Here is a 22,618-nt window from a genome sequence, read left to right on the forward strand (position 1 = left end):
TGCTTGCAATATTCACCTCTGATTGGATGTGATAGTATTAGCCATTATTCTAATTTGCATCATTTATAAAGATATGTTTAGTTTGCATCCACAACTTGCTCAAGATACGTTTTTTGTAGGCGACTTTCCACTTTCAACATGTCGCTTAATGAATGATATGCAATTCCCGTGGCTAATTTTAATTCCACGCGTGCCAGGCATCACTGAGTTATATGAACTCAGTCAAGCCGACCAAGAACAGTTTTTGCGTGAGTCAAGCTGGTTATCAAGCCAATTGGCTCGTGTATTCCGTGCTGACAAAATGAATGTTGCTGCTTTAGGTAACATGGTTCCGCAGCTCCATTTCCACCATGTTGTACGTTATCAAAACGACGTCGCATGGCCAAAACCAGTTTGGGGTACTCCCGCTGTTCCTTATAGCAATGAAGTGCTTGCGCATATGCGTCAAACTTTAATGCTTGCACTACGTGGTCAAGGTGATATGCCATTCGATTGGCGTATGGACTAATACACGTGAGAAATCAAATCAGGGATGATTTGATCGTGCGCATAGTGGGGAACGAGCAGTGCCATTAGACGATTGGTTATCTAAAGAGCCTAAACAATTCGAGTATTTCCATCGTGTGATGGGATATGGCATGCTGTCTTTAATAACCATCGTCTATCATTATACGATGGCAGATACGCAATATCAGATTTATGTGCCGCTGTTGTTGCTCATTGTGTTATTGATCACACAACCATTTTCAAGGTGGTTAGGTTATCGCTTCAATAATACGATGCGACGCGGTGTGATGTTTGTTATTGATATTGTCATTACAGCGATCATTTTAGCCGCTGTACATCTCAGTATCGTACTCACATTTTTAACCATTTTTGCTATGCTTTACACGGCTATTAGCAATAAAATTTCTTTTTTGATGGTGTCTTTGGCCAGCCTGATTGGGGTGGTTGTCTTTTATGTCTCGATTATCTTTGTCTTTGGTTTTGGTGAGTATTTCGAGGCTACCAGTACCGAACTGATCGTATTGGGTTTTTTGTGCCTCACCACTTATTTTGGCGTGGGTAGCTATTATCACCGCAACCAAATGCAAGACATATACCGCCGAAAAAATCACTATTTCGATCAGATGAACCGTTATATGGAGTTTGCCAATCAGCTGAGTCGCTATGCACCAGTTCAGTTGTGGCAATCGATTATGAAGGGTGAGTCTGAAGCGAAAATTGAATACAAGCGTAAGAAACTGACAGTTTTCTTTTCAGATATTCAGGGCTTTACAGAGCTTTCTGAAAGCTTAATTCCGGATGATTTAGCATTTCTACTCAATGATTATTTAAAACACATGACCGAGATTGCGAAGCAATATGAAGGTACTGTTGATAAATTCATGGGGGATGCAATTTTAGTGTTTTTTGGTGATCCTAATTCCGAAGGTGTAGAGCGTGATGCTCAAAACTGTTTGGAAATGGCCATGGCGATGCGTCAGCAAATGAAAATTCTGCGCGAGCGTTGGGTGAAAATGGGTTATCCACCATTGCATATTCGTATGGGGATTTCTACAGGGTATTGTCACGTAGGGAACTATGGCGCATCGCATCGTATGGCTTATACCATTGTTGGTCGTGATGTAAACCTTGCTGCACGTTTACAAAGTGCAGCACAAGTGGATGAAATCTTAATTTCGGACGATACACATAATTTAGTAAAAAATGATTATCTTTGTGCACCGAAAGCGCCAATTTTCCTTAAGGGGATTAAAGGTGCTGTGAAGACGTGGCAAGTCGTTGAAAAATATACCTCGCAAAAATTAGACTATCAGCGCTGGTTTGATTATGAATATAAAGGGTTTCATTTACTGCTGAACTTAGATCAAGTGCAGAATTTTGAATATCCGCAGTTAATTCAAGTCTTAGAAAAAATGATTCAACGCATTCAAACCCAACAGAAGATGACCAATTCGCAAGGTATCGTCAAACTCAATCTTGAAGATGAAGTAATAGAGCCTGTTCAGAAAAATGAATATCATTAACTTGATGGTATCGGATACAAAAATGAGAGTCGTAAAGAAGCCACTACAATGAGTGGCTTTTTTATGCTTTGAAAATTAGTGATTTTCAGACGCGTGGTTAATTGTGTATTTAGGAATTTCAACTTCTAAGTCTTCATCCACTAACTTCACTTGGCAAGACAAGCGAGAGTCAGGTTCTAAGCCCCAAGCCCGATCCAGTAGATCGGCTTCAACATCATTCATTTCTTCTAAGCTGTCGAAGCCTTTACGTACCACAACGTGACAGGTTGTACATGCAGCTGACATATCGCACGCATGTTCAATCTTGATTCCATTTTTCAGTAAGCTTTCACAAAGATTCGCATTCTGTTCAACTTCAAACTCAGCACCTTCTGGGCAGATTTGCGCATGTGGGAGAACTTTAATACGTGGCATAGTCTTTACCTATAAATTAGTTTGAGTTTGACCAGTCGTCGAGTTTTGTGCCTTTCAGCGCTGCATCGATATGCTGATTCATACGTGCTGCTGCAAAAGCATCACTGTGTATTTTAAGCTGTTCAACAGCAGATTCAATTGCTTTGATTTCTGTTGTTTCAAGTGTTGCTTCTAATGAAGTTTTGGCCGCATTTAATGCAACTTGTTGTTCATTCGTGAGCAGGTGAGCATCCACTTTCAAGGCTTGCTCTAAAGCTTCGAGTTCGCGTTTTGCTTCAACTTTGGTTTCTTGTAAGTGACGAAGATTTTTATCTTCTTCAGCAAATTTATAACCATCAAGCAGTAAGCGTTCCATGTCACTATCAGCCAAACCATATGATGGTTTGATGTCAATTTGTGCATGTACGCCAGAGGTTGTTTCTTTAGCTGAAACCGTCAGTAGGCCATCGGCATCCACTTGGAAGGTCACTTCAATGCGTGCTTGACCCGCAGTCATTGGTGGAATACCGCGAAGGACAAAACGACCTAAGCTACGGCAATGCTCAACCAAATCACGCTCACCTTGAACCACATGAATCAACATCGCTGTTTGGCCATCTTGGTAGGTGGTGAACTCTTGGCGACGTGCAACTGGGATTGCGGTATTACGTGAAATAAGACGCTCGACCAAGCCACCCATGGTTTCTAGACCGAGAGAAAGCGGTGTTACATCAAGCAGTAATGCGCCATCGGCTGTGTTTCCAATCAGCTGATTGGCTGTAATCGATGCACCGATAGCAACAACTTCGTCTGGGTTGATGGTACACAATGGCTCTTGAGCAAATACATCGCGTACAGCGTTTTGTACAGCATAAGAGCGAGTTGAGCCACCGACCAAAACCACGTTTTGAATGTCGCTGAGTTCAAGCTTCGCATCACGGAGGACGCGTTTACACACACTAATTGTTTTATCTAAAGCAACTTTGATAATGCCTTCAAATGTCGCACGATCAAGCGTTAAGCTGTGCTCTAGGACTTGTAAATGAACGCTTTCTACATCGGTTAAAGCTTCTTTAGCTTTACGTGCAGCAACTAAAATGTGTGCATATTCAGTGTCATCGAACTGCTCAATGTTGAGTTCTTTTTTCGCCCATTTTACGATTAAGCGGTCAAGATCATCACCGCCTAATGCGGTATGGCCACCCGTTGCTAACACTTCAAACACGCCTTGTGAAAAGCGTAAAATTGAAACGTCAAAGGTACCGCCACCCAAGTCATAAATCACATAGTTGTGATCATGCGCAAGATTGGTTTCTTGGTCCAGACCATACGCAACTGCAGCAGCAGTAGGCTCATTTAAAAGTCGTAGTACATTTAAACCCGCAAGTTGTGCGGCATCGCGTGTTGCTTGACGTTGAGCCTCATCGAAGTATGCGGGAACGGTAATCACTGCACCATTGACTTCATTTTTTAAGCTCGCTTCAGCACGATCTTTTAGTTGCTTTAAAATTTCAGCGGACACTTCGACAGGAGTTTTGCGGCCCTGAGCGGTTTCAAAAGCAGGCATTTGATTATCTTCACCCACTAAAGTGTAGGGGTGTTGAAACTTAATGTCGGCTTTAGAGCGTCCCATAAAACGTTTGACTGAAACGATGGTGTTTTTAGGGTCGGCAGTCAAAAATGGTTTTGCTTCGTCGCCATATTGGGTTTGGTTTACACCATAATACGCGATCGATGGGAGTAAGACACGACCTTGTTCATCATGCAAAACTTTTGCCTTGCCTGAAAGTATAGTTGCAACTAGAGAGTGAGTTGTACCTAAGTCGATACCAATGGCAATACGGTGTTCATGTGGCGCACTTGATTGTCCAGGTTCTGCAATTTGCAAGAGAGCCATGTGTTACATCCTTTGAGCGTCAAAAATTAAAAATAAGTTAAAATTCATCATCTAAATCAAAGCTATCGTCATCTTCAAAACGATCTTCAGCTTTATCTATGTCATGCATGACTTTTACAAAGAAGCGAAGTTTGCGGACATCATCACGTGCCTCAGCCCAATCTTCCTCTTCAAAATCAATTTTGAATTCGCGGACTAAACCATCAATCCATTGTTGAACGTCTAATTTGAGTGATTGTAATTCATCTGCTGAACGTGCTTCATCAAGTTGTTCACGGATTTCTAAGGCAGACTGGAGAAATTCAAAATCATTGATGGATTGATCAAGATGATAATCTTGTTTTTTTAATCCTAATAAATATCCTGCACGGCTATCGACCTGAGATAAAACTTTAAATGCTTGATTGATCTCACTTGATTTTATGAGGGCTTGATCTTTATCGAGAGCTTTATCTGGGTGATATTGTTGCTGCAACTTTAAAAATTCTGATTTTAAGGTTGCTAAATCAATATCGAGTGCTACTGGGAGGTTAAACAACTCAAAATGATTCATAGGAGAGGGATTCCGCGCTAAATTGGGGGTCATTGCGAAAGCAAAAACAATCTATGTAAATGCAATTAAAACAGTGTGATACACACTGTTTTAATGTTGAAAAGCAAGTTAATGAACTGTTATACGGTGAAAGATTCACCACAGCCACATTCGCCTTTTTTGTTTGGGTTGTTAAACTCAAAGCCTTCGTTTAAACCATTTTTCACGTAGTCCATCTCCATACCATCGAGATAAACCAAGCTTTTTGGGTCTACAAATACTTTCACCCCAAACTGCTCAAAGCTAGTGTCATGTGCATCAATTGAATCGACAAATTCAAGCACATAAGCCAAACCAGAACAGCCTGAAGTTTTCACGCCAACGCGAATACCTTCACCCTTACCGCGATTTTTTAAATAATTGCTGATATGAGTTGCAGCATTTTCAGTTAAGTTGATCATGAAAACTCCCTAATCTTTCTTTAAAATGCGAAGCAATTAAGCTTTAGATTTTTTGCTGCGGTAGTCTTCAACAGCAGCTTTAATAGCATCTTCAGCCAGTACAGAACAGTGTACTTTTACTGGAGGAAGAGCAAGTTCAGTTGCGATATCAATGTTTTTGATCGCTTGAGCTTGATCTAAAGTTTTGCCTTTTAGCCATTCAGTCACTAAAGAGCTTGATGCAATAGCAGAACCACAACCATAAGTTTTGAAACGTGCTTCTTCAATCACACCGTTGTCATCTACTTGAATCTGTAAACGCATAACGTCGCCACATGCAGGTGCTCCGACCATACCTGTACCTACGTTTTCAGCATTTTTGTCTAATACACCTACATTACGAGGGTTTTCGTAATGGTCAATTACTTTTTCGCTATAAGCCATGATGCGTCTCCAAACCTCGGGGTCAGCGTTAATATTAAATATGGGGTCAAAACTTGATTTTTCAATGAAGCCATCCAGTATGTGAATGACTTCAATGGGAAAAATTAGTGTTCAGCCCACTCAACTGTAGAAAGGTCGATACCGTCTTTGTACATGTCCCAAAGTGGAGAAAGTTCACGAAGTTTCTCCACTGCAGAACGCGTCACTGTAAGTACATGGTCAATGTCTGCTTCAGTGGTGTATTTACCAAAACTGAAACGAATTGAACTGTGCGCAAGTTCGTCAGACAAACCTAGTGCACGTAATACATAAGAAGGTTCTAATGTTGCTGAAGTACAAGCTGAACCCGAAGATACAGCAGCGTCTTTCAACGACATCATTAACGATTCACCTTCAACAAAGTTGAAACTTACGTTTAAGTAGTTCGCAACGTTTTGTGTTGGGTGGCCGTTTAAGAAAATTTGTTCTAAGTCTTGTAAGCCATTCCAAAGCTTGTCACGAAGTACGCGAATGCGTGCTTGTTCAGAAGCTAAGTTTTTACCTGCAAGTTCAAATGCTTCACCCATACCAACGATTTGGTGTGTTGCAAGTGTACCAGAACGCATACCGCGTTCATGACCACCACCATGCATTTGCGCTTTTAAACGAACACGTGGAGTACGACGTACATAGAGTGCGCCAATACCTTTAGGGCCATAAATTTTATGAGCAGAGAAGCTCATAAGGTCAACTTTCATAGTTGAAAGGTCAATTTCAACTTTACCTGCAGCTTGCGCCGCATCGACATGGAAGAAGATCTTGTGTGCACGAGTAATTTCACCAATTGCCGCAACATCAGTCACAGAACCAATTTCGTTGTTTACCATCATAAGTGAAACAAGAATAGTGTCTGGACGAATAGCTGCTTCAACCATTTCAGGGGTAATTAAGCCAGTGTTTGGAAGTGGCTCAAGGTAAGTGATTTCAAAACCTTCAGACTCAAGCTCACGGCAAGTGTCTAAAATAGCTTTGTGTTCAATTTTACTTGTAATAATGTGCTTGCCTTTAGAGGCATAGAATTGTGCTACGCCTTTAAGAGCTAAGTTATCTGATTCAGTTGCACCAGAAGTCCAAACGATTTCGCGTGGATCTGCTTTGATCAAGTTTGCAACTTGTTCACGTGCATATTCTACTTTTTCTTCTGCCTGCCAGCCGTAAGCATGAGAGCGAGATGCTGGGTTGCCAAATGTGCCGTCAAATGTCAGGCATTCCATCATGCGTTCAGCGACTTGCGGGTCTACAGGAGTTGTTGCTGCATAATCAAGATAAATTGGACGTTTCATGTCAAATACCTGTTACCGATAAAAGGGCTGAATCTGAAGGTGCTGTGTTTTGGCGAATGGCAACTTTTTGAACGTTGTCACGTGCTACAAGGTCAGCAAGAGTGATTTTAGCGAGATAGTCGGCAATGTGATGGGAGAGTTCTTGCCATAAATCGTGAGTTAAGCACATTGCGCCATTTTGGCAGTTGCCTTTATGGTCACAGCGAGTGGCATCAACTGTTTCGTTTACAGCTTCAATAACTGCTAATACTGTAATTTCATCAGCGCGACGAGCTAAGTGGTAACCACCGTTGGCACCACGAATACTAGAAACTAAGCCGTGGCGCTTTAATTTCGCAAATAACTGTTCAAGATAAGCAACAGAGATAGTTTGACGAGCTGCAATTTCTGCAAGCGTGATCGTTTGTTCAGTTGGCTGCAAAGCTAAATCAAGTAGAGCAGTCACTGCGTAGCGTCCGCGAGTTGTTAAGCGCATGATTCGATACACATGATTAGACTAGATGTGCCGATTTTAAGAATCCTGACTAAAATAGTCAAGTTTTTTTAATAGGGATTGTGCGTATTTAATTTGCTTGAAATATTATGTAGTTATGCAAGCCAAATATTATATACCAATAAGCTAATCAAAAGTATAGAAAACACAAAAAATGTGACATTTATACGTTTTTGACGTTGCTCGATACGGCGAATACGATTTTTGTATTGTTTCACTTCAACCTGTAGAGTGTTGATTTTAGAACGTTGTTCTTCAATTTTCTCTAAAAGTGGTGCAATACGCTTTTTGGATGCAACCACATTTTGCGGATCAGTTGGTTCAGTTAACCAGTTTTTCCAATCGGCAAGAACTTTAGGTGCACTAAAATGTAAAATTAAATCTCGGAACTCATCTTTTAAGGTGATGTCACCATCAATACGCATGGTTTTAATACTACGACGGTTTCCAAAGACGAAAATTTTAATTAAATCCATCAATGTGGTGCGTACATCTAAGTCGACTGGTTTTTCGGGTGCTTTGGCGTCAAATAAAACACCTTGAGTGGTAAAGGTGATATAGAAGTCAAAATAAGGCAGGTAGCTATTTATTTTAATCGCAATATTTTGCTCAACAAACTTTTTAGAATGAAGTGCAACCACGCGGTCGTGTTTTAAAATAAGAGAAAAGATCGTCTCAAGAACAATCATCACCATAGTGAGTAGCATATGTGTTTGATTGTGTTCTTTTTGAGAATCACTCATAAGTAGTAACCTAAATCCTGACCTGAAATGAGCATCCTGCTCGCAAAAACTTCAGACTTAAAAATAAAAATGTAATAAAGATGCTTTGTAGAACAGTTTTACAAATCGATCAAGTCTAATATTTGCTAGTATAGTGCAATCTATAAGATTTTTTGGATGTTTTTGCACATAAATCATGCAGGAGATGGTGCTAATGGAAAAAGCAGATATAGAGTTGGATGATATTTCGCCAGAAGATGAAACACTAAAAAAAACAAAAACTAAGCATCATTTTCACCGTAAAAATAGTTTGGATTTTAGAAAGTATACCAAGCAAATCTGGTTAGCGGGTTTGGGTGCTTTTTCACGTGCAGAGGAAGAAGGGAATAAATTATTTGACTCCTTGGTCCAAGTCGGCGAAGAGTTAGAATCTAAAACCACTGAAATTGCTGACCAAACGGTTGAAAAGGTATCTGAGAAAGCGCGTGAATCGGTGACGGATACTAAAGACAAGGTTGAGAAGATTGTAGATCGCGGGGTAAATCACTCCTTAAACCGGATTGGATTGGTCACGGTGAAAGATATTCAGTACTTAGAAAACCTGATTCTTCAACTTAATGATAAAATCGATGTTTTGATTGAAGAAAATAAGAAGTTAAACGAAAAAGTGAATAAAAAGTGATCTGGTTGTGCTTTTGTACCTTTTTCAACGTTTTTTTGTGATTTATTTTCCAAAAAAGCATATACAGAGTATTGCGTTTTCACCTAAAGCATTGCTATAAAGGCGTTACGGTAATTTATACTAAATTTTTGGACCTTAAATAAACGATATTAAGAGGACGCGATCCACATGAATAAATCAGAATTAATTGATGCAATTGCAGAGAAAGGGGGATTGTCTAAGACTGATGCTGGTAAGGCCTTAGACGCTACAATTGCTTCAATCACTGAAGCGCTTAAGTCTGGTGATACAGTTACACTTGTTGGTTTTGGTACTTTCAATGTGAAAGAACGTGCTGCACGTACTGGCCGTAACCCACAAACTGGTGCTACTTTAGAAATTAAAGCAAGCAAAGTACCAAGCTTCAAAGCTGGTAAAGGTTTAAAAGATTCAGTTGCTTAATCTTTTAAATAAATACTAAACGCGCCTTTTCGGCGCGTTTTTTATTAAACATTAGAAAATGTGTCGATAACACATTCATTCATTGCTGCTTTTCAGTTAAAATCTCGGGCAAATAAAATATTGGAATACTTATGGAATCTTTTCGTAAAGTTATTAAGGGTTGGTTGGGCAAGGCTTTGCTCATTTTGTTTTTGACCCCTTTAGCACTTGTAGGTATTGAAGGATATTTTAGTAGCGGATCAAAAGACGCTGTGAAATCAGTCAATGGCCAAGATATTTCTGAAAAGGAATTAGAGACCTTAACCGCTTCCTTTAAAGAACAATTCTTAGCTTATGCCAATGGGGATGAAACTTTACTGAACCAAAGCTTTATCAAAGATAAAGCGATGGACCAACTGATCGCAAATACTTTGTTATTGCAACAGGCTGAAAAGCTGGGCATTTCACTTAGTGATACTCAAATTGAACAGATGATTGCTCAACAGCCAAGTTTTCAAGAAAATGGAAAATTTTCAGAAACGCGTTATTCAAGCTATTTGCAGTCTGTGGGTATGAGTAGTGATGCGCTCGTTGCAAACTTACGTCAAGACCATGCATTAAAAATGATGCGTTCGACTTTTGTTGATTATGCATTGGTGAGTAAACTAGATATTCAACAAATCGCTAACTTACAAACAGAACAGCGTACTGTGCAGTTTGCCAATGTAAATCTTGATGAATATAAAAAGAACGTCAAGGTTTCAGCACAAGAGATTGAAAACTATTACAAGCAACACCCAACCATGTTTAAACAAGTGGCAAGTGTAGATGTTGACTATGTGTTGTTAACACCAGCCAATGTGCCGGCTGCTGCTTCACCTGTTACAGATGCGGAGTTGCAGCAAGCCTATACACAGTTTGTTGAAGCACAAAAAGATAATGTTGCGCCTTTGGTTAAACATATTCTGATTACAACGGATGCACGTACAGATGCTGAAGCAAAAAAACGTGCAGAAGAAGTTGTTGCAAAAATTAAAGCAGGCACAAGCTTTGCTGCAGCTGCGGCTCAATACTCTGAAGATACTGCATCTAAAGCGAATGGTGGTGCTTTAGCCGTTTATAACAAAGGCACTTTTGGTGATGCTTTTGACCAAGCTGTAGCATCGCTTAAATCGGGTCAAGTGTCAGTGCCTGTAAAAACTGAATTTGGTTACCATGTCATTGAAACTGATGCACCAGCTGTGAAGTTGCCATCTTTTGAAAATGAAAAAGCACGTTTGACTGAGGAAGTTCAGAAGAATAAAACAGCCAATGCATTCTCTGATACTGTAAACAGTTTAAATGAACTGGTTGTAGACTCAGATGCTTTAGACGTGGTGTCTCAAGAAGTTAAAGGTGTACAAGTTCAAACTGTAAAAGGCATGACCTTATCTACACAGCATCCTGTATTAAGTAATGCCGCGGTAAAAGTGAAACTGTTTAATGATGACGTTAAAAACGGTGATCGTAACGCGACCAGCAGCATTCAACTTCCGAATGGGGATGTGGTTTGGGCAAAAGTACGTGATTATCATGCGGCAGGTGTCCAAACTCTTCAAGAAGCAACACCACGTGTGAAAGCAAAATTGGTTGAACAAAAAGCTTATGATGCTGCTAAAGCCAAAATTGCTCAAAGTTTAAAAGACTTTAAAACTCAACCAGCAGCATCAGTTGTTGCCAAGAGTGGCTTAGCCTTTACTGCACCGCAAGTGTTTATTCGTTCACAAGGTTTACCGCGTGCAGTTGAGCGTGCGGCGTTTAGCCAAGCGGCACCAAAAGCAGGACAGTGGTCTGTAACAACAGCATTATTGCCAACAGAAATGGTGGTGGTCGCGGTATCAAACGTAAACAAGACGACGTCTAGTGCATTGACGGATGAGCAGTTGGCTGAGCTTTCGAAGTTATATCAACAACTTCGTGGTCAGCAAGAAGCTGAAGATTATGTGCAATACTTAAAAGCACATGCGAAAATTAAATAATCGCACGCTATAAAAAAACCTGCATTCGTGCAGGTTTTTTTATGTATAGAGATAGTCAAATTCTACTTAAGGGTAAGTAGCTTTAGGCACGGATTTTGAGCTCATAACCTGAATATTTACGAATATTAATCACACCCGTATCTAAAATCAGGTACTGACCTTTAATCCCTTGTAACTTACCGCGAATAACTGGGGTTTTATCCAGATTGTGGGATTTAATTTTCTCAGGATATTGCTCAACTGGATAAACAAACTCGCGTGGCAGTTCAGTTTCCAAAAGGTCAACTGTTTCATTGAATTCAAGATTTTGACTAAATTCCTCACGAATGGTTTGGATTTTAGGTGCAAATTCTTCGATGAGTTGTTCGCGAACTTCAATCAAGTCGAGTGGTTCAGCTTCGCCTTTGAGTAATTTGCGCCAATCGGTTTTGTCTGCCACTTGTGTGCCAAACATAATTTCGAGCTGGCCTGAAAGACGGCGCGAACCGACTTTCATAATTGGAAGGGCTTGGGTTGCACCTTGATCGAGCCAACGGGTTGGCATTTGGCTAATCCTTGTAATCCCAACTTTTAGGGCACTTGAGTTGGCTAAATAAACAATATGAGGCTGAAAGCAAACTTCATGCGCGAAGCTGTCTTCTCGGCAGGTGCCTAAGTGGTAGTGACAGGTTTCAGGTTTCATGATGCACATGTCACAAGAGGCTTTGGTTTTAAAGCACTTGAAGCAATGGCCTTGTGAAAACGATTTAGATGTTTTAGCACCACATGAAACACAGAAGATTTTACCAGTCCATTCTATCTCGATTTCTTGACCCAAGTTAAAAGGAAGGTCAACTTCTGAACGATCTAGGATAAATTTATATTCAACATTTGCCTTGTGTGTATGTTGATCAGTTACACTAAGGTCCTTAAGACCTGCATGCATTTTATGGCAAATGCCTTGAAGTTCCATACAGAATTACTCACTCAATATTAAGGATGCGGTTATGGCTGAACTGAACGTCATTACTTCTATGCTAGACGATTTATCTCAAGAACAGCCTATTTCAACTGCATTGTGCATTGGGCAGGATCTCAGCCCAAATCATCATCAATCTATTCAATGGCAATATTTTAGCGTATCTGACTTTTTAAGTCTGCCTTTTACCCAGCGCTATGATTTAGGTTTTGTGCTTTTTGATACGGCAGAAATGCAAAATATAAGCTCACAACAAAAATCACAACTATTGGTGCGTTTAAGAGATTTGATGGCAAAGCGTATTGTGGTGGTGAGTCAATTGCAGGATGAACAACTACTTCGTGCTTTAGGTTTTACTCAACTAATCGATAAAACGACGCATGGTAAAGACTTTGCTTTATGGCAATTTAATATTTTGACCTATAAGCATGTGCCTGACTGGTTTAATTCAAAGTTTTGGGCGAATCCTGAAAACTGGAATAAATTCCGTTGGTGATTTGACTGCGACTGTATTTTTCCATTCATAGCAAAAATTAACAATTTATTTCTATAGGGTTTTTTTAAACATCGTATGCTGTTTAAAAAACCTAGAAAGGATAAAGTGATGACGAACCTGAATAATATTATAGAAATTTTAGCAAAGCAGGCCATGGGCGGTCAGCAACAGTCAAACCAACAAAGTGGTTTGGGTGGAATTTTGGGTTCGGTGCTTGGACAACTCGGGGCGGGTGGTACAGGCCAAACACAACAGGGTGGTCTGGGCGATATTTTAGGTTCGGTGTTGGGCGGTTTGACTGGTGGACAGTCACAACAGATGCCAAACTCGCAGAACTCAGGATTTGCAGGCGGTGGGAAAAGTTTATTGATTGCGGTATTGCCTTTGATTTTGGCATGGATTCAACAGCAAGGTGGTTTGCAAGCAGCTTTAGATAAACTCAAAGGACAGGGTTTAAGCAGTCAGGTCGAGGACTGGGTTTCAACAGGGCCAGGAGAAAATGCCAGTGTAAATCCAGAGCAAGTGCAAAACTTGTTTGATGATGCCGCGGTGGAGCAAGTTGCAGAGCAAGCGAATGCACCTAAACAAGATGTATATAGTGCTATTTCACAAGTATTACCGCAAATTATTGATTCACTCACCCCGCAAGCAGGACAAACCAATCCTCAAGAAGCCAACGCGGATATCCAACAGGTATTGAACTTGGTTTCGGGTTTTTTAAAACGCTAAATTCACAATAAAAAAGCCATCCTAGAATGGCTTTTTTATTACTTGAAATTCTAGATTAAAAAACACGCCGAAGCGTGTTTTTTAATTTTTAGGGGAGCGCTAACTTAGAAGTCGTAACGCATTCCTAGAGAAAGACCAAGACTGTTTTCACCCGCTACACCGCTTACGCTGTTTGTACGGCCTTCTTTCCAAGGGGTTAGGTTTGATTTGTCATCATTAATAACCGTTGCCAAGTTACCGTATAAACGAACTGCTTTGTCTAGGCGGTGCTCAAGGCCAACAGCGAGTAATGTTGAGTTTGCATCATCTGCATCGACATCACGGTAGAATACTTCACCACGTACTAAAGTTTTTGGAGCAAACTTGTATTCACCCGCTACACCAAAGACTTGTGCATCAGGAGTAACTGTAGAGTTGTCATGTTGTAGGAATTGGTACATGCCACCTAAGTTAAAGTCAGGGGTGATTTTGTATGCGCCAGCGATACGGAAACCATCACGCTCACCGCTAGTTGCTTCTTCTTCATAGTGTTCGTATGCAGCAGCGAAGTCGACGTTACCTTCTTTATAGGTTAAAGCTAAGTCATAAGCTTTATCTTTGTCTTTAGCACCATCTTTTGTTGCATCTGGGCTATTTGCTTCATGTAAAGAAAGTGCACCTAATACATTGAAGCCATTACCAAATTTAGGTGATTTATATTCGATAGTATTTGCATTACGCTCATCAAACTTCAAGTTACCTACACGTGTTACGTTACGTACGTCACCAACCATGTCGCCAAAGAAGTTGATTGGACCGCGTGCAGCCTTGAATGGGCTGTCAAAACGACCCACACGTGCTTGACCGAAGTCACCTTTTAAGCCTACAAAAGTATCTCGTGTTGCAAACTCAAGGTCGCTATTTGATGAACCGCTTGCGAAATTGATTTCTTGTTCAATTTGGCCGAATACAGTCATGCCATTTTCAAGCTCTTGTTCAGCCTTGAAGCCTAAGCGTGAAGAGTTTGAAGAGATTCCAACTTCGTTATAGTCAGCGCCATCATCTAGATAGTCTAAAGAAACATGCGCACGGCCATAAATTTTTACGTCAGCAGCCATCGCTAAAGCTGGTGTAAGTAAAGTTGCCCCAACTGCTAATGCGCAAAGTGTTTTTTTCATGTGTAGCTCCAAGAAAGACTTTTTGTTGATTCGTCTATAAAAGGTTATTCAGTCGTCTTTTTATTCATCAGACTTCTGTCTCTTGGCGCTCATTATTGATTACAAATAAGTCATTAATATTAAGGGAATATTACAAAAATATTAAACAAGTCAATGTCAAATGCATTTCCGCGATAAATTGTTAAGCTTGATTTTGAGAACTTAGATTATTGATCTTATTTATTTTTAGACCTAAAAAAGGAGCCGAAGCTCCTTGATTGAATGGATGGAATTACAAAGCAGCGCGAATTTTTTCTGCTTGTGCTTTGATTTTTTCTTGATCACCCATTTGCAACGCATGCTTACCTAGCTCATGTACCGAACTCGGAATGAGGTGGAAATGTACATGGGGAACGGTTTGCCCAGCAGCAGCTCCAGACAGTTGCATGAGGACAATGCCTTGGGCATCCAAACCGACTTCAATGGCTTTTGCTACTTTTTGTACCACTTGAATGGTGTAGGCAGCAGCATCGGCAGGGAGGTCGAGTAAAGTTACTGCAGGTGTTTTGGGTATGACTAAAGTATGACCGTCTGCTTGAGGCATAATATCCATGAATGCAAGAACTTGGTCATCTTCATATACTTTAATGGCTGGAAGTTCACCACGTAAAATTCGTGCAAAAATGTTTTGCTCATCGTAAGCCATGTCTATTCCTTAAGTTTCGCTTAAACTGATTTACTTACAGTTTAATTCTTTTTGACGTTCTTTAATCGCGTCAAGACGTTGTTGCTCTTTTTCAGAGAATTTCGGTTTAGTGGTGTAGCAATTATCATTGCCAAATTTTGCTTTCGCTTCAGGGTCCTTAAAACAGAAACCTTTAGATGCATAAATGACATCATGATCATCTTTTAATTTTTGACACTCTTGCTCAGGTGATGCCGCAAAACTTTGCGCCCCGATTAATGTTGCAAGACTGGCAAAAACCGCTACAGTCAACTTTTTCATGAGAATTTCCTCAGTTTGTAACATTGTATGTAGTCACACTATTACTTTATAGGGGTTTGTTCTGTTTATTCAATGGTGAGTTCTTACTCAATTGTAATTTTACTTCATAATTGCTGCATATAATACATAAAATTTATATATATCAATAGCTTTTAAGATGGTGGATAGAAATGGATATTTAAGTTTTTTATGTAATTTAGTCTATTTTTTACAACTTTTCTTAGGCTCTAATATTTTTAGATTTCATTGAGAGGGCCACAGTGCTTCGGTGCGTCAGCTTTTTTAACCTTTAATATTCGCCTCATCTCAAATTCTATTTCAGGAATTTTTTACGATTAGCAATGAGTTTTTTTAAGTTATTCATTATTGGAGAGCTGAGTATGCTAAGGCTATTAGAACAGACGCCGATTTTAGATTATTACCATCCATCGATTCAAAATTTGATTGAACAGCGCAAATGGAGAGATCTTGATGAAGTTAATAAGGTGAGGAATATTTATAACTTTGTTCGTGATGAAGTTCAATTTGGCTATAACACGGGAGATACGATACAGGCATCTCAAGTCTTAAGCGACGGTTATGGTCAGTGTAATACCAAAGCAACGTTATTGATGGCGTTACTCCGAGCGGTGGTTGAAGCCACTCGGATACATGGGTTTACCATCGATAAAGCCTTACAAAAAGGTGCAATCAAAGGCATTTGGTATAAGTTATCGCCCAAGAATATTTTGCATAGTTGGGTCGAAGTTCATGTGAATGGACAATGGTATATTTTGGAGGGTGTAATTCTTGATCGACTTTATCTAGAAAAATTACAAAGTATAAATAAGCATCAAACAAAAATTTTTTGTGGTTTTGGGGTATTTACCGAGAACTTTGAAAATCCACCTATCGATTGGAATTTGAATGATACTTTTATCCAAGACAAGGGGATTAATCAAGATTTCGGTTTATTTGCTAGCCCAGATGATTTTTATAATATGCACCAACAAGAACTTAGTCCGATACAACGTATGGCTTTTAAATATGTAGTCAGACACTTAATGAATAAAAATGTCAATAAAATTAGAAATATACAAAAAGCCTCTTTATGAGGCTTTTTGTTCGGCCATCGGAATAGCTTAACTTATGATTAAAGTTAAAGTATGACTGACTATGATAAGCATTACTCTAAAGTAATTTTGCTCCATGACTCATATAGTTTAACTGCTGAAGAAAAATCGCTGTCTGCTTCAGATAAATCACTAGCAGTTTGAATTAAACTTTGAGCCAGTCCAATCACAGGTGCGGATAGTTTTGCTTCGCGGACTAAATCAACGGCAATGCCCGTATCTTTTGCTAATAGAGGGAGTGCAAAAGTAAGCGGGAAGCTGCGGTTGAGAATGCGCTGTGGTAAAACAGTTTCAGTTACGCCACTTTTACCACTAGACGCATTAATGCAATCTAATGCTTCGTTTAAGTTTACGCCATGGGCTTTTAGGGTGGTAAACCCTTCGGCAACAGCACAGAGGTTCACAGCCAAAAGCATATTGTTTACGGCTTTAACTGCAAAACCAGCACCCGATTCGCCCACGTGTTTAATCAGTTTACCAAACGCTTGAATGGCTGGTAATGCGCGTTCAAAAGCAGCTGTATCACCACCGATCATAACCGTAAGGGTTGCATTATCAGCGCCAATAGTTTGACCACTCACAGGTGCATCTAAAAAGTCCACACCATGTTGTTTAAGTTGTTCAGCTACTTTTTTTGCAGAAGAGGGTACACCGCTGGTGCAATCGACCCAAATACTGCCTGCTTTAAGCTCAACTTGCGCAAGTAAGTCTTCAATATCTTGACTGGTTGGAAGGCAAGAGAAGACTACATCGGCCTGAACGGCTTGCGCAAGTTCCACTGCCTGCGTGCCATAGGCTTCTGCATGTTGTTTTGCTTTATCAAAATTGCGATTCCATACCCACACGTGTTCAAAGTGTTTAGGTAAGTGTGATGCCATGCGATAACCCATGGCGCCTAGACCGATAAATGCAACTGACTGAATCATGTCAAACCTTAGTATTTAAATTTTACTTGAACGTTCACTTAACCACTGAGCCAGTTGTGGCCAAAATTCATCGGCACTACGCTTACTCGACATCAGTCCTAAATGTCCCCCTGGGATAAGAGTAAACGTGACATCGGTGCTACTTGTCAATTGGGTTAATGGTTGAGCTGCCTCTGCTGTAACAAGTTGGTCTGTTGTGCCCGCAGCCACAAGCAATGAGCACTGTATATTTTTTAAAGCAATGCTTTTCTCATTTAATGTGATTAGTCCAGTTTTGAGTGGATTACGCAGCCAAACATTAAAAAGCATGTCTTGATTGATGCCTCCGGGATAATCAATCATACGATTGAGAAAACCGCCGATGGTGGCATGTTCATACAAGGCTTCATGGTCATCTAAATTAAGCAGTAGATTCTTATGACTTTGAAACCAGCCGATAGGATCAATGATTTTAAAACCAAAAGTATTTAACCCTCCAGAGGTATGAAGCAGACGCTTCGGTATTTTGCCCTGATAAATTTGTTGTTGTAATGCTTTGCTTTTTGAAATGATTCGATTGAGATATGCAAAGAACTGGCCATTTCGCCCAGATTTATAACTGTCTATTGGACTCCCTAAAACCATTAAATTTTTCACAAAATTGGGTTGATGTAAGGCGGTATACAAGGTCACGAAAATGCCAGCCATACTCCAGCCATGCAGGGAAATTTGCTCGCTATCACTATGTTTTAAAATGCTTTGTATACAGAGTGGAATATAATGATCAATAAACGTCAGAAAGTTAAAATGACGGTTATGAATATTTAATTTCCCCCAATCAATCACATATACGGCAAAGCCTTGCTGTTGGAAGTACTTCACCAGCGAGCGATAAGGATAAAGGTCGTAAATAGACATATTGATGGCTAGCGGGACCACAAAAACTAAGGGTTCTTTATATTTACGCACTTCAGGCGCGTAATAGCGAATTTGGGTCAGATCAAATGTTTCAATCACTTCATAAGCCGTGCTTTGCGACAAAATGAGTGACTTTCCATTAAAAATGCGCGTAGAAAGATTCTTTAATTTATTTTGATGTATTGAAATTTTAGTTTTTAAAGCGTGCATATAGGTCTTAGATCTCAAATAAGCAGAAAGTTTGATCGAAGTCTAATCAATATTCGCGTATTTTACCTTGACCTTAAATAGCCTAGACGCTCAAAATGTTGGCAATTCTTTACAAAGGCAGTCTGTCGACTGAACCAGAGCCATGAGCCTACAAGACGAATTTGAATACCAATTAGATACCTTAGCCATTCGTACTGGGCATACGCGTAGTTTCGAGGGAGAACATGGCGAACCTATCTTTCTAACTTCATCATTTGTCTATGAAAATGCAGCAGAGGCCGCAGCAAAATTTTCAGGTCAAGAGCCAGGGAACATCTACTCGCGTTTTACCAACCCAACTGTTGCAATGTTTGAAAAACGCCTTGCAGCTTTAGAAGGTGCAGAACGTGCAGTGGCAACCAGTTCGGGTATGGCCGCAATTATGGCCGTGGCAATGTCATTTTTAAAACTGGGCGATCATGTGATTTGTTCACGTGCGGTATTTGGTTCGACCGTATCTTTGTTTGAAAAATATGTGGCTAAGTTTGGTGTAACTGTCGACTTTGTCGATTTAACAGATTTAGATGCATGGAAAAATGCCGTTAAGCCTGAAACTAAATTGCTCTTTGTTGAGTCTCCGTCGAATCCTTTGGCTGAAGTGGCAGACGTTCAAGCACTTGCTGATATCGCACATGCCAATGGCGCACTTTTAGCGATTGATAATAGTTTCTGTACACCCGTTTTGCAGCGTCCAATTGAGTTTGGTGCGGACTTGGTGATTTATTCAGCGACGAAGTATTTGGACGGTCAAGGTCGTGCTCTTGGTGGTGCAGTAGTGGGTAGTTATAAACTACTCGAAGAAGTATTTGGTTATGTGCGTACTACAGGGCCTTCAATGAGTCCTTTCAATGCATGGGTATTCTTAAAAGGCTTAGAGACTCTACGTTTACGTATGCGTGAGCATTCAGCAAGTGCGCAAAAGCTAGCAGAATTCTTAAATACACACCCGAAAGTCGAAAAAGTGTATTACGCAGGTTTACCAGAGCATATTGGGCATGAACTTGCAGCGAAGCAACAAACAGGCTTTGGTGGGATCGTTTCTTTTGAAGTGAAAGGCGAGCGCGAAGGGGCATGGACTGTTATTGACAATACTCAGTTTATTTCAATTACAGGTAACTTGGGCGATGCCAAATCGACCATTACCCATCCTGCAACGACTACCCATGGCAAACTTTCACCAGAAGCGAAACAAGCCGCAGGAATTCGTGAAGGTTTAATTCGTGTTTCTGTTGGTTTAGAAGATATTGATGATATTATTCGCGATATCACACGTGGTTTAGACTTAATCTAATTTTTTAATTTTATGTTCGGAGATTTTAATGAACATTAATATGTTAATGCAGCAAGCTCAACGCATGCAAAAAGACATGGAAAGCAACATTAAAAAAGCCAAAGAAGAGCTTGCGCAAACTGAAGTGCATGCTGAAGCTGGTGGTGGTTTGGTTAAAGTGACGATGACTTGCCGCAATGTGGTAAAACGTATCGAAATCAATCCTGAATTATTGCAAGATGATGCAGATATGATTGAAGACTTAATTGCTGCGGCAATGAATGATGCTGCACGTCAGGCCGAAGTAATCACTGAAGAGCGGATGAAAGCTGCGAACTCAGGTGCAGGCTTACCACCGGGTCTTGCTGGTTTATTCTAATTAAGGAATACGTATAGTGTTTAGCGATCGTTTTGATCAACTGGTACAAGCTTTACGTATTTTGCCAAGTGTTGGGCCGAAATCGGCTCAGCGCATGGCGCTTCATCTGATTATGAAAAATCGTGAAGGGGCTGTGGGTCTTGCACATGCTTTAAACGAAGCCACCAGCTATATTCACGAATGCAGTTTGTGTCACTCACTGACTGAAAACGAAGTTTGTGATATTTGCATCTCGCATGAACGTGACGATCAACTCCTTTGTGTGGTTGAGTCTCCCGCAGATGTGATGGCGATTGAGCAAAGTGGCAGTTTCCGCGGTAAGTACCATGTATTGGGTGGGCATTTATCTCCACTTGATGGTATTGGGCCTGAAGAGATCGGCATTCCTTATCTAATCCAGCGTTTAGGCGATGGTAAAGTAACAGAAGTGATTTTGGCGACCAATGCAACGGTAGAAGGTCAGGCCACAGCGCATTATTTGGTTGAGGCGACGAAACATTTACCGATCCAAATGACGCGTATTGCACAAGGCGTACCACAGGGTGGCGAACTTGAATATGTCGATAGTCATACCTTAAGCCAAGCTGTACATAACAGAATGCGAATGAAATAAGTATTTCGATACTTGTTTCATTTTTTAGTTGAGCTACAAGATTGAAATCTTGAGTAAGATAAAAAAAATATTAATTTGAATCTAGTTGTATAAAAAAATCACAAAAAACGGCAAATAATTAAAAAACCCTTAGAAATCTTGATAGCTAAATGATCTTATTCAGGTAAGATAGCCCAAAGAGCATCTAGCATTAGACGCAGTAGGATATGTTTCAGTTTATTCAGCAGCAACAAGACTTAACACCAGTCTTAGAAAAAATGGATCGTAACGAAGTCTATGGACTCGATACAGAATTCATCAAAGTCGATACCTTATGGCCAAAGTTAGGCGTATTTCAAATCAATGTCGAAAACAATGTCTATTTACTCGATGGTACGACACTCGATTTATCTGAATTTTGGAATAAACTTTTTCGTGCACAGCAAAATGTCTTTCATGCATGTAGTGAAGATATCGACCTGATTTATCACTATGCACAGCATAAAACCTTAAACAATGTATTTGATACCCAAGTGGGTATGTCTTTCTTAGGACATGGTCTACAAGTGAGCTATCAAAATGCACTGAAACAAATGTTGGATGTCGATATCGATAAAGGGGAAACCCGCTCAAACTGGTTGGCGCGTCCATTGAGCCCTGCACAACTGAGCTATGCGGCAAACGATGTGCTGTACTTGATGAATCTCTCAGAAAAAGTTAAACAAGAACTAGATTCAAAGTCACTCTTAAATTTTGCACTTGAGGACTGTCAGCATCTGACGCAAGAGATCGCGACAGAAACGCCTTTGCATTTACTCTATCAAGATATTGGTAACTATCGACATTCACGTCGTCAGTTAATGCAGTTGCAGCAGTTGGCTGTATGGCGTGAGCACATGGTGAAAGCGCTAAATACACCACGTAGTTTCATTTTGAAAAACTCAAGCATGATTGATTTGGTTGAGAAAAATCCAAAAAATGCTTTTCAGTTATCGGGTGTAAAAGACATACGTCAAAACGTCGTCCGCGAGCACGGTAAAACCATTTTAGATTTGGTGAAATTCTTGCCTGAGCAAGCAGATTGGCCACTACGTATGGCACGTCCGATCCGTCATTCTTCAAAAGATGTGGGGGAGAAGATTGATCACTTAATTCAAAATGTGGTCAATGAAACCAGCATTCCTAAAGAAGTGTTGATGCGCAAAAAGTGGATGAACGCGCTGCATCAACATGTGGTTTTTCATAATGATGAGCAAGACTTGCCTGATTATTTATTAGGTTGGCGCTATGATTTGTTAACCCAACCTTTAATTCAACTCCTACGCCGTGATGAAAGCTATCTTTCAACGCAAATGAAAGTCATGGATTAATAATTAGTCAATTGGTCTGAAGTTTGAATATTTATACAAAATCACGACTAATGCGTTAATCATGACTAATGTCAGCTGCTTTTATTTGATGTATCCTGTGGCTTG

Annotated in this window: 26 protein-coding genes; 12 read left to right on the forward strand and 14 right to left on the reverse strand. The window is 40.2% G+C overall.

The annotated features are described in order from the left end of the window. The first annotated feature begins 73 nt into the window (after positions 1-73). Together AC5EUN_RS07125 and AC5EUN_RS07130 are read left to right on the forward strand one after the other, a co-directional pair. Entirely contained in the window at positions 74-508 is a 435-nt protein-coding gene (locus AC5EUN_RS07125; RefSeq protein ID WP_004696995.1) for an HIT domain-containing protein, read from the forward strand. A 58-nt stretch (positions 509-566) separates the two neighbouring features. Continuing rightward, a complete protein-coding gene (locus AC5EUN_RS07130; RefSeq protein ID WP_010326791.1) occupies positions 567-2,030 on the forward strand; it encodes an adenylate/guanylate cyclase domain-containing protein in 1,464 nt (487 codons plus the stop codon). A gap of 75 nt (positions 2,031-2,105) precedes the next feature. Here AC5EUN_RS07130 and fdx read toward each other — a convergent pair whose 3' ends face one another. From fdx to AC5EUN_RS07170, 8 genes are all read right to left on the reverse strand, one after another. Further along, positions 2,106-2,444: an ISC system 2Fe-2S type ferredoxin gene (gene fdx / locus AC5EUN_RS07135; protein ID WP_004697000.1), complete on the reverse strand. Its 339-nt coding sequence runs from the start codon at positions 2,442-2,444 to the stop codon at positions 2,106-2,108. Between the two features lie 16 nt (positions 2,445-2,460). Then, complete coding sequence (gene hscA, locus AC5EUN_RS07140; RefSeq protein WP_010326790.1) at positions 2,461-4,320, reverse strand: Fe-S protein assembly chaperone HscA; 1,860 nt, start codon at positions 4,318-4,320, stop codon at positions 2,461-2,463. 37 nt (positions 4,321-4,357) lie between these two features. After that, positions 4,358-4,873, reverse strand: a complete 516-nt coding sequence (hscB, locus tag AC5EUN_RS07145) for a Fe-S protein assembly co-chaperone HscB (RefSeq protein ID WP_004697004.1) — start codon at positions 4,871-4,873, stop codon at positions 4,358-4,360. Positions 4,874-4,992: 119 nt separating this feature from the next. Then, positions 4,993-5,313, reverse strand: coding sequence for an iron-sulfur cluster assembly protein IscA (gene iscA / locus AC5EUN_RS07150; RefSeq protein ID WP_010326789.1), 321 nt, complete (start codon positions 5,311-5,313; stop codon positions 4,993-4,995). A gap of 36 nt (positions 5,314-5,349) precedes the next feature. Continuing rightward, positions 5,350-5,736 (reverse strand): Fe-S cluster assembly scaffold IscU, encoded by a 387-nt coding sequence (gene iscU / locus AC5EUN_RS07155; protein ID WP_004697007.1) that lies wholly within the window; start codon positions 5,734-5,736, stop codon positions 5,350-5,352. Between the two features lie 104 nt (positions 5,737-5,840). Further along, positions 5,841-7,058 carry an IscS subfamily cysteine desulfurase gene (locus AC5EUN_RS07160; RefSeq protein ID WP_004697009.1) on the reverse strand — a complete coding sequence of 406 codons (1,218 nt, stop codon included), beginning with the start codon at positions 7,056-7,058 and terminating at the stop codon, positions 5,841-5,843. Between the two features lies 1 nt (position 7,059). Continuing rightward, positions 7,060-7,533, reverse strand: coding sequence for an Rrf2 family transcriptional regulator (locus AC5EUN_RS07165; RefSeq protein WP_004697011.1), 474 nt, complete (start codon positions 7,531-7,533; stop codon positions 7,060-7,062). A gap of 113 nt (positions 7,534-7,646) precedes the next feature. Further along, entirely contained in the window at positions 7,647-8,294 is a 648-nt protein-coding gene (locus AC5EUN_RS07170; RefSeq protein ID WP_010326788.1) for a hypothetical protein, read from the reverse strand. A gap of 193 nt (positions 8,295-8,487) precedes the next feature. Between AC5EUN_RS07170 and AC5EUN_RS07175 the strand changes: the two genes are divergently transcribed. From AC5EUN_RS07175 to AC5EUN_RS07185, 3 genes are all read left to right on the forward strand, one after another. Beyond that, positions 8,488-8,955 (forward strand): phasin family protein, encoded by a 468-nt coding sequence (locus AC5EUN_RS07175; protein WP_010326787.1) that lies wholly within the window; start codon positions 8,488-8,490, stop codon positions 8,953-8,955. A 168-nt stretch (positions 8,956-9,123) separates the two neighbouring features. After that, complete coding sequence (locus AC5EUN_RS07180) at positions 9,124-9,396, forward strand: HU family DNA-binding protein (protein WP_004697018.1); 273 nt, start codon at positions 9,124-9,126, stop codon at positions 9,394-9,396. Between the two features lie 131 nt (positions 9,397-9,527). Beyond that, entirely contained in the window at positions 9,528-11,393 is a 1,866-nt protein-coding gene (locus tag AC5EUN_RS07185) for a SurA N-terminal domain-containing protein (RefSeq protein ID WP_010326786.1), read from the forward strand. A gap of 82 nt (positions 11,394-11,475) precedes the next feature. Here AC5EUN_RS07185 and AC5EUN_RS07190 read toward each other — a convergent pair whose 3' ends face one another. After that, complete coding sequence (locus AC5EUN_RS07190; RefSeq protein ID WP_010326785.1) at positions 11,476-12,345, reverse strand: DUF2797 domain-containing protein; 870 nt, start codon at positions 12,343-12,345, stop codon at positions 11,476-11,478. Between the two features lie 34 nt (positions 12,346-12,379). Here AC5EUN_RS07190 and AC5EUN_RS07195 point away from each other — a divergent pair, with 34 nt between their 5' ends. Together AC5EUN_RS07195 and AC5EUN_RS07200 are read left to right on the forward strand one after the other, a co-directional pair. Next, a complete protein-coding gene (locus AC5EUN_RS07195; RefSeq protein ID WP_004697025.1) occupies positions 12,380-12,847 on the forward strand; it encodes a DUF6231 family protein in 468 nt (155 codons plus the stop codon). Positions 12,848-12,955: 108 nt separating this feature from the next. Then, positions 12,956-13,576: a YidB family protein gene (locus AC5EUN_RS07200; RefSeq protein ID WP_010326784.1), complete on the forward strand. Its 621-nt coding sequence runs from the start codon at positions 12,956-12,958 to the stop codon at positions 13,574-13,576. A gap of 104 nt (positions 13,577-13,680) precedes the next feature. Here the strand turns inward: AC5EUN_RS07200 and AC5EUN_RS07205 are convergent, their stop codons facing one another. The 3 genes from AC5EUN_RS07205 to AC5EUN_RS07215 all read right to left on the reverse strand — a co-directional run bounded on the left by AC5EUN_RS07205 (position 13,681) and on the right by AC5EUN_RS07215 (position 15,718). Further along, positions 13,681-14,733: a porin gene (locus AC5EUN_RS07205; protein ID WP_010326783.1), complete on the reverse strand. Its 1,053-nt coding sequence runs from the start codon at positions 14,731-14,733 to the stop codon at positions 13,681-13,683. A 271-nt stretch (positions 14,734-15,004) separates the two neighbouring features. Beyond that, entirely contained in the window at positions 15,005-15,418 is a 414-nt protein-coding gene (locus AC5EUN_RS07210; protein WP_004697031.1) for an HIT family protein, read from the reverse strand. A gap of 30 nt (positions 15,419-15,448) precedes the next feature. After that, positions 15,449-15,718 carry a YARHG domain-containing protein gene (locus tag AC5EUN_RS07215; RefSeq protein ID WP_004697032.1) on the reverse strand — a complete coding sequence of 90 codons (270 nt, stop codon included), beginning with the start codon at positions 15,716-15,718 and terminating at the stop codon, positions 15,449-15,451. A 380-nt stretch (positions 15,719-16,098) separates the two neighbouring features. Between AC5EUN_RS07215 and AC5EUN_RS07220 the strand changes: the two genes are divergently transcribed. Continuing rightward, on the forward strand, positions 16,099-16,812 hold the full coding sequence (locus AC5EUN_RS07220; RefSeq protein ID WP_029575034.1) for a transglutaminase-like domain-containing protein: 714 nt from the start codon (positions 16,099-16,101) through the stop codon (positions 16,810-16,812). Between the two features lie 71 nt (positions 16,813-16,883). Here AC5EUN_RS07220 and AC5EUN_RS07225 read toward each other — a convergent pair whose 3' ends face one another. Further along, a complete protein-coding gene (locus tag AC5EUN_RS07225) occupies positions 16,884-17,756 on the reverse strand; it encodes an NAD(P)-dependent oxidoreductase (protein WP_010326781.1) in 873 nt (290 codons plus the stop codon). 15 nt (positions 17,757-17,771) lie between these two features. Further along, positions 17,772-18,863 (reverse strand): alpha/beta fold hydrolase, encoded by a 1,092-nt coding sequence (locus tag AC5EUN_RS07230; RefSeq protein WP_010326780.1) that lies wholly within the window; start codon positions 18,861-18,863, stop codon positions 17,772-17,774. A gap of 142 nt (positions 18,864-19,005) precedes the next feature. On the opposite strand from AC5EUN_RS07230, the gene AC5EUN_RS07235 reads away from it, so the two are divergent. The 4 genes from AC5EUN_RS07235 to AC5EUN_RS07250 all read left to right on the forward strand — a co-directional run bounded on the left by AC5EUN_RS07235 (position 19,006) and on the right by AC5EUN_RS07250 (position 22,513). Beyond that, on the forward strand, positions 19,006-20,193 hold the full coding sequence (locus AC5EUN_RS07235) for an O-succinylhomoserine sulfhydrylase (protein ID WP_010326779.1): 1,188 nt from the start codon (positions 19,006-19,008) through the stop codon (positions 20,191-20,193). Positions 20,194-20,221: 28 nt separating this feature from the next. Continuing rightward, on the forward strand, positions 20,222-20,551 hold the full coding sequence (locus AC5EUN_RS07240) for a YbaB/EbfC family nucleoid-associated protein (RefSeq protein WP_004697049.1): 330 nt from the start codon (positions 20,222-20,224) through the stop codon (positions 20,549-20,551). Positions 20,552-20,567: 16 nt separating this feature from the next. Then, positions 20,568-21,164, forward strand: a complete 597-nt coding sequence (recR, locus tag AC5EUN_RS07245; protein ID WP_010326778.1) for a recombination mediator RecR — start codon at positions 20,568-20,570, stop codon at positions 21,162-21,164. A 206-nt stretch (positions 21,165-21,370) separates the two neighbouring features. Then, on the forward strand, positions 21,371-22,513 hold the full coding sequence (locus AC5EUN_RS07250; protein ID WP_010326777.1) for a ribonuclease D: 1,143 nt from the start codon (positions 21,371-21,373) through the stop codon (positions 22,511-22,513). Positions 22,514-22,618 lie beyond the last annotated feature (105 nt).

It is taken from the genome of Acinetobacter sp. CAU_H_S170_2, from assembly GCF_058890445.1.